The organism is Candidatus Schekmanbacteria bacterium RIFCSPLOWO2_02_FULL_38_14, from assembly GCA_001790855.1.
In the GTDB taxonomy this organism is placed as follows: domain Bacteria; phylum Schekmanbacteria; class GWA2-38-11; order GWA2-38-11; family GWA2-38-11; genus 2-02-FULL-38-14-A.
On record MGDH01000038.1, the window covers coordinates 70,257 to 95,132 of the forward strand.

The window sequence follows — 24,876 nt, forward strand, 5'->3', positions numbered from 1 at the left end:
TCACTTTGCAAAATATCTAATCAGGTTCAGTAACAATCTTTCCCCCAACTATTGTCATAACCGGCTTTCCCCTGAAGTTCCATCCAATGAACGGAGAGTTTTTACTAATGGATTTAAACTCACGGGCGTCAACCTTATATTCTTTTTCAAGGTCAAGTATTGTAATGTCTGCATCCTTTCCAACAGAAAGAGTTCCTTTGTCAAGACTCAGGATTTTAGCAGGATTTACAGTAAAGCAGATTATTAACGTTTTTAAATCAAGTAATTTTTTATTGACTAAACTTAAAGCCAGTGAAACCTCTGTTTCAAGCCCTATGATTCCAAATGGTGCATTCTTGAACTCCACGTCCTTTTCAGCTAAAAGATGAGGGGCGTGGTCAGAGACTATGGCGTCAATTGTCCCATCCTGCAACCCTTTAATAAGCGCATCAATATCCTTCTGGGTTCTAAGGGGCGGTTTCATCTTGTAATTTGTATCAAATGACCTTATCGCGTCGTCAGTCAGTATTAGGTGGTGTATGGCTACATCTGCTGTCACTTTAAAACCAAGGCTCTTTGCCTGTCTGACAAGGGCAACTGAACCTGCTGTGCTTATATGAGTTAAATGCAGATGCATACCTGTCATACGGGAAAGCATTATATCTCTTGCAACAATGATATCTTCCGCAATATCCGGAATCCCTTTCATTCCAAGTTCTGTTGCAACAAACCCCTCATTCATAACCCCGTTTTCTGAAAGTCTTTCATCCTCGCAGTGAGACATTATTGGCAAGGAAAACATTTTTGCATATTCCATTGCCCTTCGCAGAAGTTCACTGTTATGCACTGATTTTCCGTCGTCTGAGAGGGCAACGCACCCTGCCTCAGCTAACTCCCCGATTTCTGAAAGCTGTTCACCTTCCTGTTTTTTTGTGATGCTTCCAACAGGAAAGACATTGACAAAACCTTCTTTTTTCGCCTTTGAAATTATATAATCAGTAACAGCTTTATTATCGTTAACCGGGTCGGTGTTTGGCATGCATGCAATTGATGTAAACCCGCCGTGGGCTGCTGCAAGAGTTCCCGTTCTGATAGTCTCCTCATCTTCTCTGCCAGGCTCCCTCAGGTGGGTATGTATGTCAATAAAGCCGGGACAGACGAGTTTGCCTGAGGCATCAATTTTCTTTGTATCACTCAGCTTGCCAGAAGCTATTTTCTTAGCTTCATCTTTCAGGGTAATATTCTTGCTTAACTTGGAAATTTTTCCGTCAATTACAAGAACATCAATATAGTCATCAATTTTATTGTATGGGTCAATTACCCTTCCATTTTTAATTAGTAGATTCACTTTCTTCCCTTCCTCCCAAAAGGAGATAAAGTATTGCCATTCTCACTGCAATTCCGTTTGTTACCTGTTCAAGGATGACCGAATATGGTCCGTCTGCCACTTCTGAATCAAGTTCAATCCCGCGGTTTATTGGACCGGGGTGCATAATTATGAGGTCACTTTTTGCATCCTTCAATTTATCCTTGTTCAATCCAAAAATCCTTGAATATTCCCTGATAGACGGGAATAGGTTTTGTGTCATCCGCTCAAGCTGGATTCTCAGCATTATTATTACATCACATTCAGGTATCACATCTTCCAGCCTGTAAGAGACTTTCACTCCCATTTTCTCAATATCTGCAGGTATTAAAGTTGCAGGTCCGACAACCGTAACAGAAGCCCCAAGCTTTAAAAGCGCATAGATATCTGACCTTGCGACCCTGCTATGGGTAATATCACCAACAATTGCGACTTTAAGCCCTGCTATCTTTTTTTTCTTTTCCCTGATTGTAAAAAGGTCAAGGAGAGCCTGCGAGGGATGTTCATGGGCACCGTCACCGGCATTTACAATAGCAGGTCTCAGGCTTTTTGCCAGTATTTCGGGTGCACCTGAATGAGGGTGCCTGATTATAATAATATCAGGATTCATTGCCTCAATATTCTTTCCGGTATCCTTCAGTGTTTCGCCTTTTGTAACGCTGCTTATAGCAGTTGCTATGCTGATAATATCTGCGCTTAGCCTTTTTGCTGCAAGCTCAAAGGATGTCCTTGTCCTGGTGCTTGCCTCGTAAAAAAGGTTTACAATTGTCCTGCCCCTTAGGGTTGGAACTTTTTTGATGTCCCTTGTTGAAACCTCCTTTAAAGATTCAGCAGTATCAAGTATCAGGTTTATTTCTTCAGCTGTCAGATCTCTTATACCTATTAAATCTTTGCGGCGAAGTCTCATCTATTTCCTTTCTTCTCCTAAAACAACCCTGTCTATTCCATCCGTTTCCAAAAGCTGAACCTGAATCTTTTCCTCTCTTGTTGTTGGCAGCTCTCTTCCGACAAAATTAGCCTGAATTGGCAATTCCCTGTTGCCACGGTCTATTAAAACAGCTAACCTGACAAACCTTGGTCTTCCCAAATCAATTATTGCATCAAGGGCTGCTCTTATTGTCCTTCCGGTGAATAACACATCATCAATAAGTACGATGGTTTTGTCTGTAATTGAAAAGGGGATTTCAGTTTTTTGAAGTCTTGGGTGATCTTCACTGATTCCTATATCATCCCTGTAAAGGGTAATGTCAATTACGCCAATAGGGACTTTTATTTTTTCTATGTCTTCAATCTTCAGGGCAATCCTTTTTGCCAGATGTATTCCCCTTGTCCTGATTCCAATAAGGGCAAGGTTCAAAGCGCCCTTATTCTTTTCAAGAATTTCGTGGGTTATCCTTGTTATTGCTCTTTCAACGCTCTGGCTGTTTAAAAGCTCTCTTTTTTCAATAAAAGCCATGTTATATATTAGCCCCATTTTTTGGGTCTAATTATCATATAGAGCTTTAAAAATGCAAGAATTTTTCTTTTCTGTGCCTTTTTTCTCTAATAAGTGCAACTGATTTTTCTGCTGTCAGAAACCTTCCTGAAATCACCTTGACAACATCTGGAACTAGTGTAATTATTGGAGCCCTGACAGGTGGAATTTGAACTATTGCGGAGGTTTTGAGCAAAGAAATGATAAAAAAATCTATTTGGTTAGCACCAATACTGGTTTTATTCTTATCACTTGTTTCCTGCCAGATTTTTAATGAAATGAGAATAAAGGCAGAGAGTAACCTTTTCAGAGAAACCACTTTATCCATTGAACAAGGGGAGATAGAGAGGGCAAAAACTCTCCTTGAAGAATTTAGCAGAAAATATCCACAAAGCCCGAAGCTTGCCGCGCTCAATTTTCTGATATCCAAGAAACTCTATCAGAACAAAAAGAATGATGAAGCGCTTTTTTATATAAGCCGGGTGTCAGGGAAAGAGATTGATATTTCCATCAAGGGAGATTTTTTTGAAACTTATGGAAAAATATATACTGCAAAAGGAAATGCCTACAAAGGCATCATCAATTTCTTAAATGCCCTGCAATATACTCCTTCCGAGAAGAAGAAAAAAGAGATAAATGGTTTTATAACTGATGCAATTGATAAAAAGGCAACAGTAGGAGAGCTTGAAAAAATAATAGGCAGTTTTGGGAGCAGGTTTCCTTCTGATGAAGCAATTCTAAGGCTTTCAAAGCTAAAGTTATACTCAGGTGATGAGCTTGAGAGCATCGGGCTTCTTGAAAAATTTATAAATTCTTTCCCTTCACATCCTAAATTGCCGGAAACAAAGAAACTCTTACAGGATGTAAAAAAAGGACTTGGATATAACAAGAATCTAATTGGATGTATTCTTCCTCTTTCAGGCAAGTATGCAAAATTTGGAGAATGGGTTAAAAATGGAATTCTCACAGCAATTAATCAAAAGGGAGGAGAGGTTTTTGGAAGGCAGATTGACCTTATCTTTAAAGATTCTGAGGGAAGCCCTCAGAAAGCAGCAGATGCGCTTAGAGAGTTAGCAGAAAGGTATAAACCCATAGCAATAATCGGTCCTGTGAGGTCTTTTTCTGTTAAAGCCTGCGCAAAGGCTGTAAATAAATTTAAAATCCCATTGATTTCTCCAACTGCTGATGACGAGGATATAGCAAACTTAAGCCCTTATATTTTCAGAAATGCCCTTACTCCCAAAATGCAGGGTGAAGCAATGGCTTTATACAGCATTAATAAACTGGGCATGAAAAATTTTGCAATTATCTATCCTGAAAATTTCTATGGCAGGAACCTTAACAAGTATTTCACAGAGAAGGTAAATGAACTTGGCGGGAATATTATAGCTGAAGAAAGTTACAACCCAGATGAAAACGACTTTCAGATGCAGGCTTTAAGAATCAAGGAAAAACAGGATGCTATTGCTCCAATTGACGGAATATACCTGCCGGGATTTTTTGATAGGGTTGCGCTGATAATACCTCATCTTTATTTTCAGGGAGTTCAGGGTATAAGGTTTCTTGGAAGTAATGGATGGGATTCAAATACAGGCGGCATTGACGGGACATCAAAAAAAATAATAGATATGGTTGAGGAAAGAGCATCTCTTGAGGGCGCTGTTTTTACTGATGGCTTCTATTCTGACAGCAAGAATCCTCAAGTGCAGGAGTTTGTTAAAGCTTACAAAGAGGCTTTTGATTCTAATCCTAATTTCTATGCTGCACAGAGCTATGACGCTACTTGTATTTTGATAAATCTGCTAAAATCAGGGACAATAACAAGAGAAGCAGTAAGGGAGGGTCTTGCCTCTTTAAGAAATTTTAATGGAGTTTCAGGTGTAACTACAATACTTCCAACAGGAGATTCAGAGAAGAAATTGTTTTTCATCAGAATAACAAATGGAGATTTTGAAGAAATAAACAGTGAATAAGGGTTCAAGGAGTCAAGGGTTCAAGGGGTCAAGGATTATAGTGTAATTCAAAATTGAAAATCATGATTTTGACATTTAATTTTATTCACCTTGAACCCTCGAATCCTTGACCCCTTGAACCCTTAACAGAACTAATGAAAGGAGAATTTTAATGGCTGATATTTTGCCGTTCAAAGGGGTTATTTACAATAAGGAAAAAATTAAAGAGATAGAAAAAGTTGTAACTCCTCCATATGATGTAATATCAAAGGATGAGCAGGAACAGTTCTACAACCTTAACCCTTATAATGTGATAAGGATTACCCTTGGAAAAAATCTTGCCGGGGATAATGAGAAAGAAAACAAATATACAAGGGCAGCAGATTATCTTCAGCAATGGCTTGCAAATGGAATACTTGTAAAAGAAAGCAATGATGCAATATATGTATATGAACAAAAATATACTGTTAAAAACGGCGGATCAAAGACAAGAATGGGATTTATCGCACTGACCCCTCTTCAGGATTTTAGCAGTAAAAAGATACTGCCCCACGAGAATACGCTCTCAAAGCCAAAAGAGGACAGGCTTCAGCTTATGCGCGCCTGCAATGGGAACCTGTGCCAGGTTTTTGCCCTCTATTTTGATGAAAAGAAAAAGACTGACGAAGTCCTTGAAGAGGCTTCCAAGCTCAAGCCTCTTTTTGATTTTACTGATGGAAGCGGAATTTCCCATAGATTCTGGTCATTTAAAGATAAAGAAAAAATCGGACTGATACAAAAAGCTATGGATGGAAAAAAGCTTTTAATTGCTGACGGGCATCACCGCTATGAAACGGCTCTGAATTACAGGAATGAAAAGAGGCAGAAATCAAAGAACTTAACTGGAGAAGAACCCTTTAACTACATAGCCATGATGTTTGTAAATGCTGAAAGCGAGGGGTTAACGATCTTCCCGACCCACAGAGTGGTTAATAACCTCAATGATTTTAACGCAGATAAAATATTAAAAAAATTAGGAGAATATTTTGCTGTAAAAGGTTTTGACTACAGAGAGAGTGAAAAAGAAAATTTGTTTAAAAAACTTTCTGAAGCAGGAGAAAAAAACCCGTCCTTTGGAATGTTCATTAAGGGTTCAGATAAGTTTTATCTTCTTACCCTTGATAATAAAAAGCTTATAGATGGGCTGTTTCCTGAAAATACTCACTCTGAATGGAAAGAGCTTGATGTGGTAATTCTCCATACCGTTGTAATTGAGAATATCCTTGGAATCAGCAGGGAGAATCAGGCAGGAGAGAAAAATATAATCTATGTAAAGCTTGAAAAGGAAGCGATTAAGAAAGTAAAAGAGGGAGAAGCCCAGATAGCGTTTCTCCTTAACCCTACAAGGGTATCACAGGTTAAAAATGCGGCTCTAAAGGGTCTGAGGATGCCGCAGAAATCAACCTTTTTCTACCCAAAACTTCTCACAGGGCTTGTGATGAATCTGTTTGAGGATTAGGACATGCGTTTTCTAATTCTTCCCTCTTGGCTTTTCCCTTATTGTGTTTTTAATCAAATTTCCCCTCAACCTCACCTTCTTCCCTTTCAGACTGTGTCAGAATGTAGCCGCAACCTTTAGGTTGCGAATAAAATTCTTTTAATATCAATGAGTTTAGCGCAAGCTGAAGCCTGCGGCTACAAAGTTCTTTATTTCGACAAATTAATTTCTATCTTTGGCTGATGATGGATTGTGTTATGAATCAGACAATGTTCGGCAACTTTGAGAAGCGCGGCTTTTCTCTTTCCAACATCTTCAGGTAATTTAATATCAACCTTTATTTCTCCAATCCTGTCTGGGTTTTTAGCCTTTTCCCATTTTACATTAATTGCCATCCCTTCTGTTTTGATTCCAGCATTCTTGCAGTATGCAAGGACATAGACTCCTATGCAGGAACCAAGCGAGGCAATGAAAAGCTCCGGAGGGGTTGGTCCCTCGTCTTTGCCGTCATTGTCAAGGGGCTGGTCTATGACAATATTATGACTTCTGCACGGGGCAACAAACTTCTTTCCGCCTTTATAGGATATAGTCATTTCCATGATATTATCCTCTTTCTTATGGTGAAATTTTATATATGGATTTTTATCTCCTATGATTTATCAAATATCACTGAATAGCTCTTCTGCAAAGAAGTCAAATGTTCCTTTTCAAACTCAACAAGTTGTTTAAAGAATTTTTTATCCTCATTACTGCTTACCATCCTGCCCAATTCAGTATAATAATTCACAGCCGCTTCTTCCATTTTAATCCCTATTTCCAGAGCCTCTTTGTCTGAAATCCTAGACTGGGCAATTTTTTTTAGGGATGGCAGATCTGTACCGGGCATTGCCACTGGTGTCAGTTCTTCAATATCCCAGTCCTCATCCATTTTCTCGAGTAATTTCTTTAAAGCAAGCTGATGGTCAACCTCTTCCTGCGTTAATCTTAAAAAAATCTTTTTTGCCTTTAAATCCTTTGCCCTCTGGCTTGCTCCAAGATAAAATTCATATCCCCATTTTTCTGCCTGTATTGCCCTTATCAATTCCTGTATTGCAAGTTCATTTTTTCCCATTTCAATTCCTTTCAAATTTATCTAAGGTATATTTAATGGATATATTCTTTAAATGCAAATAGATTTTTAATGGTTTAAAGTTGGCAGGGAGTTATTATAATGGATGTAACCAGCCTGTTGAAAAACTTGCAACATTGTTATCATTGCGAAGGGCTTTAGCCCTGAAGCAACCTCACTCGGGATAAACTCCGCAATCTCAGTCTTATGCAAATCAATGAATTGGAGATTGCCGCGTCGCTGTTGCTCCTCGCAATGACACCGAATAGGCACTTTTCCAACAGCATGGGGAAATTGTATTTTGTTCAGATGAAAAATATTTGGAGTTCAGATAGGGAGGTAATTCATTACATTCACAACCATTCCATCCTTTATTACAACCTTTTTATTTGCGTATTGTATATTATTCGGGTTGTGAGTTACCATAACAATGGTTTGCCCTTCTCTGTTTATATCTGCAAAAAGGTCCATAATCTCTTTCCCTGTTTTTGTGTCGAGGTTTCCTGTAGGTTCATCAGCAAGAACTATTGGGGGTTTGTTTACTATCGCCCTTGCAATTGCAACCCTTTCCTGTTCTCCTCCTGAAAGCTGGTCAGGGAGTCTGCTCATCTTTTTTCCAAGCCCGACTTTTTCAACCACTACAACGGCACGCTCTTTTTTTTCTTTTTTCTTAAGCTCAGTAACTGCCAACGGAAGCATTACATTTTCAAGAACTGTAAGATAAGGAACCAGATTAAAGGATTGAAACACAAAACCCAAATATTCACTTCTATAAGTTGCAATCTGTTCATTGGTGAGGCTGTAGATGTCTATTTCATCAACTATAATTTTGCCTTCTGATGGACGGTTTAATCCTCCAAGAACTGAAAGAAGAGTGCTTTTTCCTGCTCCCGATTCTCCCATTATACACAAAAAATCACCATCACCTATATCAAAGTTTACATCCTGCAGGGCATGAACAGTTTCTACACCGCTGTGGTAACTTTTATAGAGTTTTTTTATTTCAACCAAACACATATTTTTAGTTTTATCCATATTTCCTATTGCAAAGATGTACCCTTGTTTTTACAATGCCCTCAGCGCCTCAGACGGGTCCATGTTTGCTGCCCTTCTGGCAGGATAAAGACTTGCCAGCATTCCGATAAAAACAGAAAGCAAAACTGAACCTAAAGCGATTAAGTAGTTAAAACTGACACCTGCTTCTATTCCTGGAAACATTCTTGATGAAATAAGGGTTGAAACTCCAACACCAATAACATAACCAAGGATACCAGCGAGTGAGCTTACTATGAATGCCTCAAGCAGAATTACTTTCATTATATGGCTCTGGCGGTAACCTATTGCCCTAAAGATGCCGATTTCCCGCGTTCTTTCATTTACTGAACCCATCATTGTAACAAACACCACCAAAGAACCTATGAAAACCACAACAATTGATATTCCTAAGGAAAAGGTCTTGAACTGATTCAGTGTCTCTATTCTTCCCTGTACAACCTGCTTAAGCGCTGTAACTTTTGCATTGGGGAGTTTTTCTGATATCTGCGAAACCATATCTTCAATTGGACAATCCTTGCAGTAAGCGCTTATTTCAATCATTGAAAGCTTTCCTTCTTTATTCAGTATTTTCTGGGAAAGAGGCAGGTTTAAAAAAATCAGATGGTCATCCTGAGAACCGGTTTCCTCAAGAATGACCGTAACCCTCAGAAGGGTGTTGTTAGCAGTAATTTCATCTCCAACTTTTAATCCAAGCTTTTTTGCAGCTTCGTATCCTGCTGCAACATCATTTTTTCTTTTAAAATCTATGATGTGAATTTCAGATTTTTCAGGTGAGGTTGCTGGCTTTGTTTCAGTATTTTCCATTCCTTCCATATTATGATGTTCACCCTGTGGTGAGTAACCAGCTTTTTTCCACCATTTTTTCAGTCTCAGTTCTTTTTCAAAATCAACTCCAACAAGCATTACTTTCAAACCATTAATTTCTCCGCTTCCTATTACCTTTGGGGCAAGGATGCTGAGGTTTTTACGGTTTTTTATTCCATTAATCTTTTCTATGTCCTCTATGTTGAGTTCTTTTGTTTCAAAAGTCATCCCACCAAGAGATACCCCGCCATAAGACAGGGAAAGTCCGTCGGATTTTGGAGTTACAATAATGTTTGCTCCGTATTCATCAAGTTTTTTTCCTAAATCCTCGCTCATTTTGGACGTTATGGACACAAGGGTGACGATAGTTGTTATTCCTATTAAAAGACCAATAGTGAGGAAAATCATTTTCCCCTTTCTTCGCTTCAGATTATTTATTGCTATGTCAGAGAGTTTCATTAATTCTTTTTCCCTTTTTTCACAACGAGAATAGTTCCCTTATATCCTCCGGTTCCAATTTTTGATATGCTCTTCTCAAAAGTCTCCGGAGAGACCTTTTTTGAGTCAAAGGTAATAATTGTTCTTTCAGTTGACAATTCTACATCAGCTTTTATGACACCCGGTATTTTTTCCAGCGCAGACTTTATCCTCGGAGGACAGGCAGGGCAGAAAAGCCCGTCCACTCTTAGAGTGGCGTGGCTGAAACCATCAAGATTAGCCTTGAAAAATCTATCCCTGAAAGCAAATGCTGAAACTCCTAATAAAAGGAGTAAAACCAGAAGAATCTTAGCTCCCCTTTTTCTTTTTCTTCTGTGAAACCCGAGTACTCTTTCTCTTTTATCCGGATATATGCTCATGATTTTAAAGCTCCATTTGTACAGTTTCCTCTTCTGTAAGTATAGGTAGAACGAAAATCCTAAATACTAATATCTAAATCCTAAACAATATCAAAATTCCAATGTCCTAAACTATTTCGAATTTAGAATTTAATACTTCACTGGCTAAAATAAAACTCGCCCTCAAGGATATCGCTCTTATTTATTATTACCTTATTACCCTCTATCTTGCGGTTAAGAGGTGCAGGATTGCATCCTCCTTTTACCTCGTTAACCTTGCTGGAAGGGAATTTCTGTCCGCATCTTCTGCACACCATCTGGTCTCCTTCCTGATAGTATCCCTGTTTGTGCTTAAAGCAGACATCGCAGGCATCAAAGGCAGCCCTTATAACACCGTCAGAACTTTTTAAAATAAAATATTTTATCTTAACTCCATTGCTTTCATAGGCATAAAACTTAGCCTTTCCGTCTTTAAAATCTGAAACCGGGTAGCTGATTACATCAGATTTACCGACAGTCTCTTTGCTCTCTTTTTTTTGAGCACTGATTGCTGATAATGGTATTAGGATAAGAAATAAAATACCCATAACAACTGATACAGACTTTTTCAATTTCTAATCTCCTTTTAAGTTTGATTATTCTTTCAATGTAGAAACAGAGCGTTCATTACGACAAAGCCTTTGGGTCTGACTGAGAACTCCATTCCTGTCATTGCGAGCGACTTAAAAGAGCGTGGCAACCTCTTTATTTACATGACTTTTTTGAGATTGCTTCGTCGCTATCGCTCCTCGCAATGACATTCTCGGCTACTCGTTTCAATCCTTATTGTTACGTTTTAAATAGTTGTGATTCCTGAAGCTTTATCCCCGTTTTGAACAACACCCGCCTCCACTGCCACATCCTCCTGAGGCTGTATTGCTGCTATCAACAGCTTTTAAGATTTCATCGCTGTAAATCCTGACTTCAGCTTGATCATAAAGCCCGGAAATCCACTGCTGGTAGAGAAAGCCTTTCTTTGATTCAGGTGTTCTTGGAGGAAAGACCTTTGCTTCAAGATACTTGTTGACTTTTAGGCCCTTTCTTATTTCTTCTTTAAAACCATTTATATCAAGTCCCTGAGCCCGAAGGTTTTCTTTCAGGGTTTTGTCGTCAAGCTTATAGTTGGTTTTAATTTTGTCTATCTCAGCATTTATCTCCGGGTCAGTCACAGAAAAATTTTCTTTACCTATTTCATTCTGTATGATGGCTTCATCTATCATTGAATCTGCAACCTCTGCAATTATCTGCTCTCTTTGCCTCATTGTAGGATAATAGTCTTTGCCCACTTTTTTGAAATTCTTAAGCTGTTTTCCAAGAACTGTTTCAAAATCTTTATTGGATATTTCCTTTCCATTTATGCTCATTGCAAATAGCTTTGCCTTTTCAATCCGTTCTTTTTCTTCTTTCAGAAGCTCATTGCTGTTTTTAATATTTGCAAGAGTTCCCTTGTATTTCCCAAGCTTGTTAATGGCATTAACAAGTAATGAGGCAGAGGTTATTTCAGGGTCAAAAAGAACAGTGGCTTTCTGTTTTGCAAGGCTTACCTTTGTTGAATTCACTCCTTTAACTTTCATTAGAGCATTCTCAATCTTTTCAACACAGCTTCCGCAGGTCATTCCTGAGATTTTTAGCTCTGCCTGGCTGTTGTTGCCTATATTTTTGTAAAAATTACTTCTCTCCTCTTCTTTCTTGTCATTAATCAATCCTGAGGCATAAAGTCCGAAAAAAACAATAACCCCGGTTAAAAATAATGTTATATATATTTTTTTCTTCATAAAATTAACCCTTCCTGATTTTTTAAAATACACCAATCCAACCCGTCCTCTAAGTGTTCCCTATTTTTCCTCATTTTTGCAAATAATTCTGACCCTAAAATATCCTTTAAGCTTTTATCCCTTATATTTCCTCCCGGCAGCCTTACCATTGGGCATGGTTCAACGCCACCTTGAGAATTTATATGCAGCAATCCCCTGCCGGCGCCAAGGCATCCTCCAGCCATCTCTTCCCAGTGAGACTGGTTAACCAAGGCGAAATCTTCCCTCTCATTATACTTATCAACTACCTCTTTGAGAAATAGTTTTTCAGCCCTGTCACAGGAAAAGGTATCAGGTACATTATTATCCTTATGGTTATAATCTAAATATATTCCAACTTTGCACCCTGCCTCTATCATTCCATCAATGAACTCTTCCTGGGTTACAGCAGAAATGTTCCTCTTTGTTACGGTCGTAGAAAAACCAAACTGGATATTCCTTTTCCTGGCTGATTCCATTGCCAATATAATCTTCTCATATGTTCCCTTACCTCTCCATGTATCAGTTTCCCTTTTAAACCCTTCAATACTGAAAAGAGGAAATATTGTTCTGCATTTTTCTAAGCGATCTGCCACTGCCTGCGTAAAAAGAGTTCCGTTAGTAAATATCCAGCTAACCACATCCCTGTGGCAGGTTAAAACATCAAGGAGCCCTTCTCTAAAAAAAGGTTCTCCGCCGCTAATCAAAAAGAGAAATATCCCTAAATCTTTTGCCTCATTAATCACTCTATCTATCTCTTCCAAAGAGAGTTCACCATCTTTCAGATATCCCTTTGCATAACAGCCTATGCAGTCGAGGTTGCATCTCATTGATGGGCTAATTATAAGAACCTTTGGAACAACAATTCCCTCGTCCCTCATCTTCTGGCTTATCTCTTTAGCCCTGGTATAATTTTCAAACAAGCTAAGGATATCTAAGCTTCCATCACCTAAATTCTTGGAAAGAATATCTATAAATTTAGGTAAAAAATTACTAATCTCTTTAACTTCATCAAAATTAATTGGGATTGAGGTCATTTAAAAATCTCCCTATATCTTACAAGCATGAAGGTTTACAAACTTGAAATAATCTTAGAGCAGAACTACTTTTTTTTTCAGCAACTATTTTGCAAACGTCTTAATGTAATTTACCAGATCCCATCTTTCATTTTCAGTTAATTTCTTTTCCCATTGAGGCATTGGCTGGTTTCCTTTTGAAATTTTATAAAAAATCTCTCCGTCAGTCATCATGCTCATCATGTTATTGTTATTGAAGTTTGATGGTTTTACTGTTAGTTCATCTGCCATTGAACCTTTACCGTCTCCGGTTTCCACATGGCAGTCAATGCATTTTTTTTATAAAGTTCTTTGCCACGACTTATGGAATTTTCATCTGTACTTAGAGAATTATTTACCCTTTTGTTTTCTTCTGGAACTTTCCAGTTCGTCATTCCGTGACCCCAAATATAAAAAGAAAATATAAATAGGACTGCTATTATTACTAAAAGTTTTGATAGGAATTTCACAATACACTCCTTTTAGGACAGGCGAGACCTGCCTACCGCAGGCAGGCGCCTGACCTGCTTTCTTTCTATTTTATCCCAACTTGTCAAAACGAATGTTTCATTTCCTTTCTGCAGTTTCTATTTCCTTGAATGTAAGAATTTTTCCACCATGCTCTTCAATAAATTCCAGGGCTTTCACTTTCCCTTTAAAAGCAATGACACTTGGTAAACATCTATCATAACATAATACAAATTGGGTTTTTGTCTGGTCAATCATGACCTTTTGTGAAGAACAGGGAGTAATATCACTCCCAACCACATAAAAGGCTTTTTCAGATTCTACAATCTCTCCTGTGTTAAAATCAGCAACTTTTATTGATAGATCCTTCTTTGAACTCTGAGCCTCATATTTTAATGCACACTTAATACAGCAAGCCTTTTCATCTTTTCCTTCTTCAAAAGTTACAAGGGTTTTTGTAATTTCATGAACATCCCTTCCACATAAAGCGCATTTTTCGGGTTTCTGGTTAGGCAAAAATCCCATTCCAGAGAGCAATAAAACCTGCGATATTAAAAAAATCTGTAAAAATGCTTTCTTGAAAATGATTACTCCTTTTAAGCAACTAGATTTTTCCCTCTCCCTTGATGGGAGAGGGTTTGGGTGAGGGTGAAATATCATCTTTGATCCCCCCTCCCTTTAATTCCCTCCCGCAAGGGGAGGGAATTTTGATGGTTGTTTTACGGTTTTAATGTCCCCCCATCATTCCTCCATGGCTGCCCATTCCATCACGTCCCATTGTATTGTTATCACGACTCATACTTCCCCTATCAATTTCCTGCTCTGTCTTTAAAGCATCACCTTTACTAATTTTTGACAACCTATCAAGCTGTTCATCAGTTAAAAGCTTCTTAGCTCGTTCTACTGATTTTATGTAATCCCATCTAATTTCTTTCCTTAAATTTTCCATTTCGTCAACCTTTTTCTTAATTTCTTCCATGTCCGCACCTTTTTGCATTTGTAGCATTGCAAGCTCTCTTTCAAGCTTATCTGTGCTTAAAGCCTTCTTTGCCCTCTCATTCTCATATTCCTTCCCAATCTCATCAAGAGCCTTTATCTGGAATTCACTTAAATTCAGTTCTTCTCTTAAATCTAAATAAAACCCTCCTTCAACATTTCCACCCGGCTGCTGATATTGCGGAGATACCTCTTTTGGAGTCTCTCCACCATGCTTATGTCCCTTTCCCCCAAACCATCCCATCATATCCCCACACATCATGGCTTTAACCGGCACAGAAAAGATTACAATGCTTGAGATAAGAAATAATAGAAATACTATTTTCCTACGCATAACTTTGCCTCCTTGTGATTTTATAATTCCACCCTTTAGAAAAGGGGGGGGGCAAGGGGGGGGATTTGATTTTTACTTGAATCCTTGACCCTTTGACCCCTTCAATCCTTTATATTACTGTCCCATATGCCCGCTATTTCCCATACCACTCCCTGAACCCATATTACTGCCGCTTCCCATACCATATCCTGAGCTATTTCCGTTTCCTCCCTGGCCCGAACCCATCATACCACCACTATGATGGCCATCTGTTCCGCCTGTAGTTGTCATATGGGAATCACTTCCTCCCATTTCAGAGCCACTCATCATATTCTGATCACTATTACCTTGATGGCTTCCTGTCCCTGTCGCGCTGTCTCCGTGCATATTACTACCGCTTCCCATATTGGAATTTGTGCCCATATGAGAATTGGTGTTAGTAGAATCACTCTCTTGGGAAGTTCCAACATTTTTTCCCTTCATTGTCTGGGAACCCATTCCGCCTCCAGAACCATTTGTAATACCTTTGTTCATTTTCCCTTTACTGCCCTGTCCACTCTTCATCCCTGATTTGCTCCCCTTGTGCCCGGCAAAGCTAAAACTTGAAAAGGCAACAAAAACAACAATACTGAAAAAAACAATTACTATCTTTTTAAACTTCATTAAATTTTCCTCTAAAAAATATTTTTCTATTAAAATTCTCTGTCTATCAGAGTATTATTCTACATTCCTCTTTTTTCTTACTCCCTTCTTTTTCAAAACATCTGGTTGTAATTCTTTCTCTACCATCCTTTCTGCCTCAAACCAGTCAGCCAGTTCGTTACACGGAGTGCGTCCTCTTTTTTCATAAAGTTCGTAAGCTCGTTTCTGAATTTTTTCCATCAATTGTTCCTGGCTTAAAGATTTTTGAGAAACTTTTGTTGATGAAGTTTGCTTTCCGGGAGTATTTTTTCTTATCATTATTTTTCACCTCCTTTCCTTTGTTTCTGATTCTGACAAAACAGAGTTTCAGATGCTTACTTTATTTCGTGCCAGAACTTTGCAGTATGCTTTTTATCATCATTTGTTTTAAATAAAATAATGACCCCATACTTTCCTTTCTCCTTCATTTCCATATCACATCCATAGTGTTTCATCTCATTGCTCCATTCAACCCATTTCTCCTGAGATTTTTCAGATGGGTCAATGACTTTAATTTTTATCTTTGCATCTTCTATCTTTTTACCGCCATTTTCTTCAGAAATTTCCATAGATAAATGGTGTGATGCATTTGGATCCATTTTCATCTTGCTTGCATCAACCTTCATATCCTGCATCATCTTATTATGCGCTGCCATGGTCTCTATTCCGTAAGAGACCATATATTCATCTGCCTTTACTACATTTGCATTCATCATATGAATGTGAGCAGAAGGATGTTTTGCCGGATGTTCTTCTTCAGCCATAGCATGATGACGACAAGAACCAATAAGCCCCATAGACAATAACATTGTTGCCAATACTAAAAATTTCTTTTTATCCATTTTTTCCTCCATAAGTTTAAGTTAAAACTTTAATGTGTATCCTCCTTGCCATTTTTATGAACATGTTTTTGCTCCGGTTTGGATTCTTTTTCTTTAGTCTCTTTCTTTACATCTTTGTGTTCAGTCCCATTATGCTTATGCTCTGTTTCTTTTTCTTGTACTACTCCTTTTACTCCAACACCAAATTCATAAACCAGTTTGCCACCATAATACCCTCCTGCAAATATAACCCCCACTCCAATCAGCCACACAGCCGTGGAAAGAATAAAAAATCTGGTAATGATATTTGCTCTAATTAAAATTCTCCATAGTAAAAGAACTGCAAAAATTCCGAGAGCCGTAAATCCTAATATTTCGTGGATTTCCATAATCTCATGGGTAGCTTCACTGTGGGGGATAGACCTTGCTGCTAACCATCCTGTTAACGCAGTAGCTATTATAGCAAAAAATCCAAATAAAAGATTCCACCACGCAGCATTTTTCAGGGATTCACTTTTTGTAAACCTTGCCAACAAATCACATAAAAATCCGACTGACAATAAAGCAATAGTAAAGTGGACCATCATGGGATGAATAGGTATTGAATCAAAACTCATCTGACACCTCCTCTTTTAAGGCTGCACATTCAGATTTGCTTCCTTTCTCACATAAAAGTACCAGCGCCAAACTTCATAGATGGCAGGATAGACCACCAGTTCCATAATGAACGAAGTAAAAATACCGCCAATCATTGGCGCAGCAATCCGCTTCATTACATCTGCGCCGGTGCCCGTTGACCACATGATTGGAACCAAGCCCATAAACATCACGGCCACAGTCATGAATTTAGGCCTCAAACGCTTCACTGCACCTTCAACAATTGCCTCCCGCAAATGCTCTTTGGTCTTCATCATGCCTTTCTCACGCATAGCATAATATGCAATATCAAGATAAAGAAGCATGAATACACCGGTTTCTGCATCTACTCCCAAAAGTGCTATCAGCCCGACCCATACTGCAATGCTGGTGTTATAACCGAGGAGATAGAGAAACCAGATTGCTCCGACTGCTGAAAACGGAACAGCAAGGAAAATAATCAATGTCTTTGCCGCAGAGCGGGTGTTAAAGTAAAGAAGTAGGATGATGATAAAGAGAGTGATCGGAACCACTATCATCAACCTTTCCTCAACCCTCTGCATATATTCATACTGCCCGCTCCAGATAAGCGTATAGCCTGGAGGAAGTTTAACCTTTTCCCTTACTGCTTTTTTTGCATCAGCCACATAACCGCCAACATCACGCCCTGTAACATCCACATACACATAGCCGCTAAGCCTCCCGTTTTCATCCCTTATCATGCCAGGACCTGACAGAAGCTTAATATCAGCAATCTGAGCCATTGGGATCTGCGCACCACCGGTGGTTGGAACCAGGACACGGCTGAGATTGTCAACTGTGCTTCTGTAGTCACGCAGATAGCGAACATTGACAGAATAACGTTCCCGCCCCTCAATCGTAGTGGTAATATTCTCGCCCCCGACAGCCGACATAACGACGCTCTCTGCCTGACCAATTGTGAGTCCATAGCGGGCAAGCTCCTCCCGCTTGAAATTGAAGTCAAGGAAGTAGCCCCCTGCTGTGCGCTCTGCAAAAACACTTGTTGTTCCCTGAACGTCTTTGATAACCATTTCAATATGCTGGCCTATCTCCTGGATTTTATTTAAATCCGAGCCAAGAACCTTAATCCCAACAGGAGTCCTTATCCCTGTTGTCAGCATATCCACTCTTGCTTTAATAGGCATTGTCCATGCATTGATAACGCCTGGAATCTGCAAGGCTTCGTTTAATCCCCCTGGCCCATAAATAAGTTCCTGTGTGTTCTTGTGGTCAGGCCAAGCACGGCGAAACATATTTTTTAACCACTCCGGTGCCCAGTCTGAATACCAGCGGGGCATTTTTGGCCACTGGTCATGAGGCTTAAGAACAACCACTGTCTCCATCATTGAAAACGGGGCTGGATCAGTTGCAGTTTCAGCCCTTCCTGCCTTGCCGAATACCCTTTCAACTTCCGGGAATGATTTAAGGATTTTATCCTGTACTTGCAGAATCTTCTGGGTCTCTGTTACAGAAATTCCAGGCATAGTGGTTGGCATATAAAGGAGTACACCCTCATCAAGGGGAGGCATAAACTCTGAACCAAGGCGGGAAAAAATCGGAATGGTAAGTAATATAATAACCACTGCACCGGCAATTGTTGCCCACTGATGGCGCAGTACAAATTCTACGATTGGATGATATATCCTCATCAGCGGGCGGCTGATAGGATGATTCTCTTCACTGTGAATTTTCCCGACAAGAACCGCATTAACAACCCTGCACAGCAGGCGCGGACGGAAGTCAAAATTCTTCATGTGGGTAAAGAGAAGCCGTAGAGCCGGGTCAAGAGTAATTGCAAGCACTGCTGCAATTATCATTGAAAAATTCTTTGTAAATGCAAGGGGTTTAAATAGCCGTCCTTCCATCGCCTCGAGTGTAAAAATAGGTATGAATGATACAGCGATTACAAGAAGTGCAAAGAAGCTCGGACCCCCCACTTCCTTGACCGCACTTATAACAACATCCTTAAAATTTCCAGGTCTTCCTTCCACATCCCAGTGTTCAAGTTTTTTGTGGGTCTGCTCAACCACAACAATGGCAGCATCAACCATTGCACCGACGGCTATGGCAATGCCCCCAAGGGACATTATGTTGGCCGTAATCTTCATCCCGTACATGGGAATAAAGGAAATTATAATTGTAATAGGGATTGTGAGGATAGGAATAATAGCGCTTGGAATATGCCAGAGGAAGATTAAAATCACAAGGCTTACAATCGTAAGTTCTTCAATAAGCGTACCCTTAAGTGTCTCAATTGACCTCTCAATCAGTTCTGCCCTATCATAAGTAGTTATAATTTTTACACCCTCAGGCAAACTTGGCTCAATCTCGGCAATCCTTGCTTTAACCCGCTCAATCACCTTCAATGCGTTTTCACCAAACCTCATAATCACAATGGCTCCAACTGTTTCACCTTTTCCATCAAGCTCAGCAATACCCCGGCGGATATCAGGGCCTAAAGTAACCCTGCCGAGATTTTTTACCAGTATGGGCGTTCCTCCTCCCTCGTTTGTACCGACAACAATATTCTCAATATCAGAAACTGAGCGTATGTAGCCACGTCCCCTGACCATATATTCACGACCTGAAAATTCAACAAGCCTTCCTCCAACATCATTGTTTCCCTCCCTGATTGCATCGATAACCTTTTCTATTGGAATCTTATACGCCAGGAGCGTGTTGGGATCGAGGTTGACCTGATATTGACGGACAAATCCGCCAATCGGTGCAACCTCAGCCACACCGGGTATGGACTGAAGCTCATATCTAAGATGCCAATCCTGGAGTGAACGGAGTTCTGCCAGGTTATGTTTTCCAGTTGTATCTACAAGGGCATACTGGAAAACCCAGCCAACTGCCGTTGCATCCTTTGCAAGCTCTACCTGAACACCCTGAGGGAGTTTTGGTATGACACTGCTAAGATATTCAAGGGTTCGTGAGCGCGCCCAGTAGATATCTGTTCCATCTTCAAAAATAATATAGACATACGAATAGCCGAAGTCAGAGAAACCGCGAATATCTTTCACTTTTGGTGCACCAAGCATTGCTCTGATAATCGGGTAGGTAACCTGGTCTTCCATTATGTCAGGGCTTCTGTCCCACCTCGAGTAGATTATCACCTGTGTGTCTGAAAGGTCGGGGATTGCATCAAGGGTAATATTCTTCATCGAATAGATTCCGGCAAAAACTGCCATACCTACGACGATGAAGACAATGAATTTATTATTTGCGCAAAATTCGATAATTTTATTAATCATTATCTGAATACCTTAAGAGAGACCTGAGACCTGTCTTCCTCACATTCCCGGCATTGGCGGCATCTTGGTTTGTTCTTGTTTCTGCTTGCCCACTGGAGCACTTGGAATCTTCTGCTCTTCACCAGTTGCTACTTCGCCTGCTTGCTCTCCTCCGCCATGCCCCATACCTTCCATTCCACCCATTGCAGACTTTAAACGACTTTCTGAGTCGATCAAGAAATTACCGGAAGTTACAATTTTCTCACCATCTTTAAGTCCCTCAAGGATAATAAATCGTTTATCCACCTTTGCACCTAAGCTCACCTTGCGTGGCTCAAAAAGACCTTCTTCGCGCGCAACAAAGACAATCTGCTCATTTCCTGAATCAAGCACTGCTTCTTCAGGCACGGAAATTTGCTTGCCATAGTTAATCTGGAACCCAACATTTGCATACATATCAGGCTTTAATTTAAAATCGGGGTTAGAAAATTCCAGGCGTACCTTCAATGTACGGGTAATGTTGTCAAGTTGTGGATAGATATAAGTAACTTTGCCACTAAATATCTCTCCAGGATAATAAGAGAGCATAATCGTGGCAGTCTGGCCGAGTTTAATCATTGGTATCTCATATTCATATATATCCGCAAGAACCCAGACTCTAGATAGGTCAGCAATTGTATAAAGTTCACTCTCCGGCATAACTCTCTGGCGCTCAAAGGCGTTACGGGTAAGAACAAAACCGCTGCTTGGCGCATAGAGGGTCATTGTTTTGACCGGCTCACCGCGCTTTTCAATCTCTCTTATTTCATCTTCCCGGATATCCCAAAACTCAAGCCTCTTTTTTGTCGACTGTAGGAGTGAATTTGAACTATTAGCAATCTCAGGAAAGGGACTTTTGCTTAAATACTCTTTTGACTTAAGCGCAAGTAAATATTCCTGCTGTGTTGAAACAAGCTCTGGGCTATATATGCTGATAAGGGGCTGACCTTTCTTGACAAGTTTTCCTGTAAAATCAACATAAACCTTTTCAATCCACCCTTCAATTTTCGGGTTGATTTTTACAATTTTTGTCTCATCGTATGTAATCCTGCCAACAGTCCTTATGGTCCGTGTCAATGGCTCAACTGATACAACACCATAGGTTACTCCTATTATTTGCTGTTTTGTAGAAGTAATCATTGTAGAGCCTTTGGGAGGTGCTTCACCTGTGCCTTCCTCTTCAGCATACACCGGAACAAGCTGCATTCCGCAATCAGGAGCAATTCCCGGCTTATCTGACTTGTAAACTGGATGCATAGGATCAACCCAGTAGAGGATTTTTTTCTCTTTGCTTTCTTTTTTCCCTTCATCCTCCATTTTCATATCGCTCATATCCATATCATCTTTTTTAATATCCGTTTTCTTTTGCTCTGCATGATTGCTCTGTTGTTCTGATTTTGCAGAAGCCATCTCTTTGGTTTTATCCTTGAACATATACCCTGCAAATCCTGCTAAAACTATTAGGAGAATTACCAAAAGCAGTTTTCCTATACCCCATTTTCTGTTTTCATTTTCCATCTCTTTATCACCCCAAGTATCTAAAGTTCAAATTACAAAATCCAAATATCAAACAAAGCTCAAATAATTAAATTTAAAAAATCTAATTTTTCTAATAAATTCTAATTTTATACTTTGACATTTATTTGAACTTTGAGCTTTGTCATTTGTCATTAATTTATTCATTAAAATAACTTCATCCCCACCATTGTCTCAAGCTTTGCAAGTTTTTTCTCATAATCAGAAAGAACCTTATAGTACTCAATCTCATAATTAAAAAGCGTTATCTGGTTATCAAGCAAGGTCAGAAAATCTATTTTATTGACTTCATACCCTGCCATTGCTGATTCCAAAGACTGTGCTGCCTGTGGGATTATCCCGGTTTTGTAGAGTTCAAGAAGCCTTTCACCCTTTTTTACCTCAGCAATAATATCTTTAAGATTGAAATAAATTTCATTCTTCATAGAATTGTATTGTTCTTCTGCCATTCTTTTATTTGCAAGCGTCTCTTCAACCTTCTTGTCAAGCTTACTGCTTCTCCATATGGGAAGATTGATTGTCACAGTGGCTGAAATCATATCAGGCCAGTCTTCGCTCATTCCTTCAGCTCTTAATCTATCCCTTTGTCCATAGCTCAAGTTGAATTCAAAATCAGGATAGTAATCTTTTTTTGCAAGAGAATAGCTTTTCTCAAACTGCTGGACCGAATCCTTTATGCCAAGGAGAATTGGCATGTTGCTTTCAGCCATTTTCATAAGCTCTTCAATTGAGAATTTAAGTTTTGTCTTTTCAAATTCATCAGGTTTCCCAACCGGGCTTTGGGGATTGCGGGAAAGAATGGAATTCAGCATTGCCTCAGCGCTTTCCCTCTCCTGCTCAAGCCCAATCTGTTCATTTATTATCTTTGAAAGCTCAACCTGAGCCTTAAGGATATCCTGCTGTATTCCCTGCCCCACTGAGTATTTTGTTTCAGCAATTTTAACAAACTCAGTGATAAGGTTTTTGTTTTTTTCTGTTATCCCAATTGTTTTATAAATATAAAAAAGCTCATAGTAAACATCCTTTACTTTCTCGCTTATTTCATTAACCTTGTGATGATATTCCTTTTCTGCAGCATCTGCCTCTTTCTGTGCTATTTCGCTTCTGAGCTTCAATTTCCCGGGAAACGGGAACATCTGTGAAATTCCAATCTCTTTCTGTGTCATTGATTCAGAATCAAAACCAAATTCATCAACCGGCACATTTGTAATTCCAAGCATAAGTTTCGGGTCATCAAGAGTTCCTTCCTGAGATGGCTTCTGGCTTAATGCTTCAAAACGGTTCTTCAGGGCTTTGATTCCCGGGTTGTTTTTAAGCGCTTCATCAATAAGCTCACTAAGCTTTAGCGATGGAAGTTCTTTTTCTTCTGCAAGGCTTGTTGAGAGCGAAAAAACTGAAATTAAGAAAAATAAAAAGAAAATTTTTATCTTTTTCATATCCTCACTCCAATATGTTTGAGTTTGAAATAAACACTTCGCTGTCATTGCCTGCCTACCGCAGGCAGGCGAGCAGGTCCCTCGCTTGTCATTGCGAAGGGCTTTAGCCCTGAAGCAATCTCACTCGGGATAAACTCCGCAATCTCAGTTTTATATAAATAAATTGGTTAGAGATTGCCACGTCGCTGTTGCTCCTCGCAATGACAATAGGCATCCCTATTTAATCATTACAAAATTTTAAAGACACGCTATCTCAGCAAAAGTTCCATCTTTCTTATATGCAAACCCTGTGCCAAAAAGGATTTTAATGAGTAATTAACAATATAACATATTGATAAATTAAGATTTTATTCTTTTTGAGGATAAAGGTTTGGCTGTTAAGATTCTATAATTTATTTATAAAATTGTAGGATATCAGACAGTGGATTGGAGAATTTGAGACAGAAGTTAAAAGTAATATTCTGGAATTTCATTGACAGTGTAGTAAAGATTTCTTACTTTGTACGAATTATTGGATGCAGTTAAGTAAGAAATAGTGGATTAAATAATGTTGAGGAATATTTAGGGGGAAGAATGGCACTAAAAGAAGAATTTGAAGCTACAGGCAACTGGTTTTTCAGGTGGCGAAGCTATCTGCCTTTAATTATTCTTCCTGTTCTTTTAATTGCTTTACGAGAATCCGAGTATTTTGAAAGAACAGTAAGCCATTTTGCAGAAGAACTTTGGGAAATACCCTGTTTGATGTTATCTTTCGTTGGCTTGATTATCCGTTCTTTTGTAGTGGCTTATACTCCGAGGGGAACATCAAGGAGGAATACAAGAGGTCAGAAAGCAGAAATACTTAATACAACAGGAATGTATTCAATAGTAAGGCATCCCCTTTACCTTGGGAATTTCTTTATCTTTTCAGGAGTAGTTTTATTTACTCAGGTATGGTGGTTTATTATATTTGCTGTTTTATCTTTCTGGCTATATTACGAAAGGATTATGTTTGCAGAGGAAGAGTTTTTAAGAAAAAAATTCGGTGAAAATTTTGAAAAATGGTCTAAAAAACCCCCGGCTTTTATCCCAAATTTTAAAAACTGGAATCAGCCTGATCTATCTTTTTCTTTCAAAAATATTCTAAAAAGAGAATATACAGCCTTCTTTCTTATAATTTTATGCTTTGGGTTGCTGGATTTCACAGGGAATATATTTGCAGAATGAAAATTCAAGATAGACTCATTCTGGCTCATTTCATCTGTCATTGGGTTGGTTGTTTATGTAATCCTTCGTACCTTGAAAAAGAAAACGAATATATTAAAGGTTGAAGGAAGATGAAATAAATCACCCCTTCCTTCCATAAAAATCTTTCTTGCATAAATTATTTTTGCATTTTACCATCAACCACTTGAACCCTTCAATCCTTTAGAAAGATTTTTATGAGCTTAATTACTGTTTTGTTCATTGCCATTGGGCTTTCAATGGATGCCTTTGCTGTTTCTGTAACAAGCGGGTTTGCAATAAAAAATTTAAAAGCAAACAACGCTTTTAAAATTGCATTCTTTTTTGGTGCCTTTCAGGCAATGATGCCTGTTGTGGGATGGCTTGCAGGTGCAGGCGTGAGGGATTCTATTTCAAGCTTTGACCACTGGATAGCATTCGGTCTTCTAAGCATAATTGGCTGCAAGATGATTTTTGAATCAACAAAGATGAAAGAGGATAAAGGAACAAACAATCCATTGAATCTTTATACACTTCTAATCCTTTCTGTT

At 39.1% G+C, this 24,876-nt stretch carries 24 protein-coding genes and 3 pseudogenes; 4 read left to right on the plus strand and 23 right to left on the minus strand.

Going from position 1 to position 24,876, the window contains the following annotated elements:
- Positions 1-16: 16 nt before the first annotated feature.
- The 4 genes from A3H37_05340 to A3H37_05355 are packed head-to-tail and all read right to left on the minus strand — an operon-like array spanning position 17 to position 3,138.
- The gene (locus A3H37_05340) at positions 17-1,327 is read right to left on the minus strand and encodes a dihydroorotase (GenBank protein ID OGL48398.1); all 1,311 of its coding nucleotides are present in this window, start codon (positions 1,325-1,327) and stop codon (positions 17-19) included.
- On the minus strand, positions 1,311-2,252 hold the full coding sequence (locus A3H37_05345) for an aspartate carbamoyltransferase (protein OGL48399.1): 942 nt from the start codon (positions 2,250-2,252) through the stop codon (positions 1,311-1,313). The genes A3H37_05340 and A3H37_05345 overlap by 17 nt, the downstream gene beginning before the upstream one ends.
- On the minus strand, positions 2,253-2,801 hold the full coding sequence (locus A3H37_05350; protein ID OGL48400.1) for a bifunctional pyr operon transcriptional regulator/uracil phosphoribosyltransferase: 549 nt from the start codon (positions 2,799-2,801) through the stop codon (positions 2,253-2,255). It abuts the gene before it with no gap.
- 46 nt (positions 2,802-2,847) lie between these two features.
- Positions 2,848-3,138 carry a hypothetical protein gene (locus tag A3H37_05355; protein ID OGL48401.1) on the minus strand — a complete coding sequence of 97 codons (291 nt, stop codon included), beginning with the start codon at positions 3,136-3,138 and terminating at the stop codon, positions 2,848-2,850.
- On the opposite strand from A3H37_05355, the gene A3H37_05360 reads away from it, so the two are divergent.
- Together A3H37_05360 and A3H37_05365 are read left to right on the plus strand one after the other, a co-directional pair.
- Complete coding sequence (locus tag A3H37_05360) at positions 3,098-4,792, plus strand: hypothetical protein (protein ID OGL48402.1); 1,695 nt, start codon at positions 3,098-3,100, stop codon at positions 4,790-4,792. The two genes, A3H37_05355 and A3H37_05360, sit on opposite strands and share 41 nt — an antisense overlap.
- Positions 4,793-4,943: 151 nt before the next feature.
- Positions 4,944-6,269 carry a hypothetical protein gene (locus A3H37_05365; GenBank protein OGL48403.1) on the plus strand — a complete coding sequence of 442 codons (1,326 nt, stop codon included), beginning with the start codon at positions 4,944-4,946 and terminating at the stop codon, positions 6,267-6,269.
- A gap of 188 nt (positions 6,270-6,457) precedes the next feature.
- Here A3H37_05365 and A3H37_05370 read toward each other — a convergent pair whose 3' ends face one another.
- The 19 genes and pseudogenes from A3H37_05370 to A3H37_05460 form a co-directional block, all read right to left on the minus strand.
- Positions 6,458-6,847 (minus strand): hypothetical protein, encoded by a 390-nt coding sequence (locus A3H37_05370; protein OGL48404.1) that lies wholly within the window; start codon positions 6,845-6,847, stop codon positions 6,458-6,460.
- 50 nt (positions 6,848-6,897) lie between these two features.
- Positions 6,898-7,359, minus strand: a complete 462-nt coding sequence (locus A3H37_05375; GenBank protein ID OGL48405.1) for a hypothetical protein — start codon at positions 7,357-7,359, stop codon at positions 6,898-6,900.
- Positions 7,360-7,683: 324 nt separating this feature from the next.
- Complete coding sequence (locus tag A3H37_05380; GenBank protein OGL48421.1) at positions 7,684-8,373, minus strand: ABC transporter ATP-binding protein; 690 nt, start codon at positions 8,371-8,373, stop codon at positions 7,684-7,686.
- Between the two features lie 48 nt (positions 8,374-8,421).
- Entirely contained in the window at positions 8,422-9,675 is a 1,254-nt protein-coding gene (locus tag A3H37_05385; GenBank protein ID OGL48406.1) for an ABC transporter permease, read from the minus strand.
- Positions 9,675-9,911: pseudogene (locus tag A3H37_05390) on the minus strand (hypothetical protein). The gene A3H37_05385 and the pseudogene A3H37_05390 overlap by 1 nt, the downstream one beginning before the upstream one ends.
- A gap of 299 nt (positions 9,912-10,210) precedes the next feature.
- Complete coding sequence (locus A3H37_05395) at positions 10,211-10,633, minus strand: hypothetical protein (GenBank protein ID OGL48422.1); 423 nt, start codon at positions 10,631-10,633, stop codon at positions 10,211-10,213.
- 279 nt (positions 10,634-10,912) lie between these two features.
- Positions 10,913-11,899 (minus strand): hypothetical protein, encoded by a 987-nt coding sequence (locus A3H37_05400; GenBank protein OGL48407.1) that lies wholly within the window; start codon positions 11,897-11,899, stop codon positions 10,913-10,915.
- Positions 11,863-12,921 (minus strand): hypothetical protein, encoded by a 1,059-nt coding sequence (locus A3H37_05405; GenBank protein OGL48408.1) that lies wholly within the window; start codon positions 12,919-12,921, stop codon positions 11,863-11,865. Before A3H37_05405 ends, A3H37_05400 begins: the two co-directional genes overlap by 37 nt.
- Before the next feature lie 84 nt (positions 12,922-13,005).
- Positions 13,006-13,191, minus strand: a complete 186-nt coding sequence (locus A3H37_05410) for a hypothetical protein (GenBank protein OGL48409.1) — start codon at positions 13,189-13,191, stop codon at positions 13,006-13,008.
- The gene (locus tag A3H37_05415; protein OGL48410.1) at positions 13,176-13,409 is read right to left on the minus strand and encodes a hypothetical protein; all 234 of its coding nucleotides are present in this window, start codon (positions 13,407-13,409) and stop codon (positions 13,176-13,178) included. Before A3H37_05415 ends, A3H37_05410 begins: the two co-directional genes overlap by 16 nt.
- A gap of 97 nt (positions 13,410-13,506) precedes the next feature.
- On the minus strand, positions 13,507-14,067 hold the full coding sequence (locus A3H37_05420) for a hypothetical protein (protein OGL48411.1): 561 nt from the start codon (positions 14,065-14,067) through the stop codon (positions 13,507-13,509).
- 67 nt (positions 14,068-14,134) lie between these two features.
- Entirely contained in the window at positions 14,135-14,737 is a 603-nt protein-coding gene (locus A3H37_05425; protein OGL48412.1) for a hypothetical protein, read from the minus strand.
- 114 nt (positions 14,738-14,851) lie between these two features.
- Positions 14,852-15,379 carry a hypothetical protein gene (locus tag A3H37_05430; protein ID OGL48413.1) on the minus strand — a complete coding sequence of 176 codons (528 nt, stop codon included), beginning with the start codon at positions 15,377-15,379 and terminating at the stop codon, positions 14,852-14,854.
- A gap of 54 nt (positions 15,380-15,433) precedes the next feature.
- Complete coding sequence (locus A3H37_05435; GenBank protein OGL48414.1) at positions 15,434-15,676, minus strand: hypothetical protein; 243 nt, start codon at positions 15,674-15,676, stop codon at positions 15,434-15,436.
- A gap of 56 nt (positions 15,677-15,732) precedes the next feature.
- Positions 15,733-16,251 (minus strand): hypothetical protein, encoded by a 519-nt coding sequence (locus A3H37_05440; protein OGL48415.1) that lies wholly within the window; start codon positions 16,249-16,251, stop codon positions 15,733-15,735.
- 17 nt (positions 16,252-16,268) lie between these two features.
- On the minus strand, positions 16,269-16,835 hold the full coding sequence (locus A3H37_05445; protein OGL48416.1) for a hypothetical protein: 567 nt from the start codon (positions 16,833-16,835) through the stop codon (positions 16,269-16,271).
- Positions 16,836-16,850: 15 nt separating this feature from the next.
- Positions 16,851-20,132 (minus strand): cation transporter, encoded by a 3,282-nt coding sequence (locus A3H37_05450; protein ID OGL48417.1) that lies wholly within the window; start codon positions 20,130-20,132, stop codon positions 16,851-16,853.
- 39 nt (positions 20,133-20,171) lie between these two features.
- Positions 20,172-21,668, minus strand: a complete 1,497-nt coding sequence (locus tag A3H37_05455; protein OGL48418.1) for a hypothetical protein — start codon at positions 21,666-21,668, stop codon at positions 20,172-20,174.
- A 164-nt stretch (positions 21,669-21,832) separates the two neighbouring features.
- Positions 21,833-23,122 carry a hypothetical protein gene (locus tag A3H37_05460; GenBank protein OGL48419.1) on the minus strand — a complete coding sequence of 430 codons (1,290 nt, stop codon included), beginning with the start codon at positions 23,120-23,122 and terminating at the stop codon, positions 21,833-21,835.
- Between the two features lie 573 nt (positions 23,123-23,695).
- Between A3H37_05460 and A3H37_05465 the strand changes: the two are divergent.
- Positions 23,696-24,442, plus strand: a pseudogene (locus A3H37_05465) (hypothetical protein).
- A gap of 101 nt (positions 24,443-24,543) precedes the next feature.
- A pseudogene (locus tag A3H37_05470) lies at positions 24,544-24,876 on the plus strand (hypothetical protein).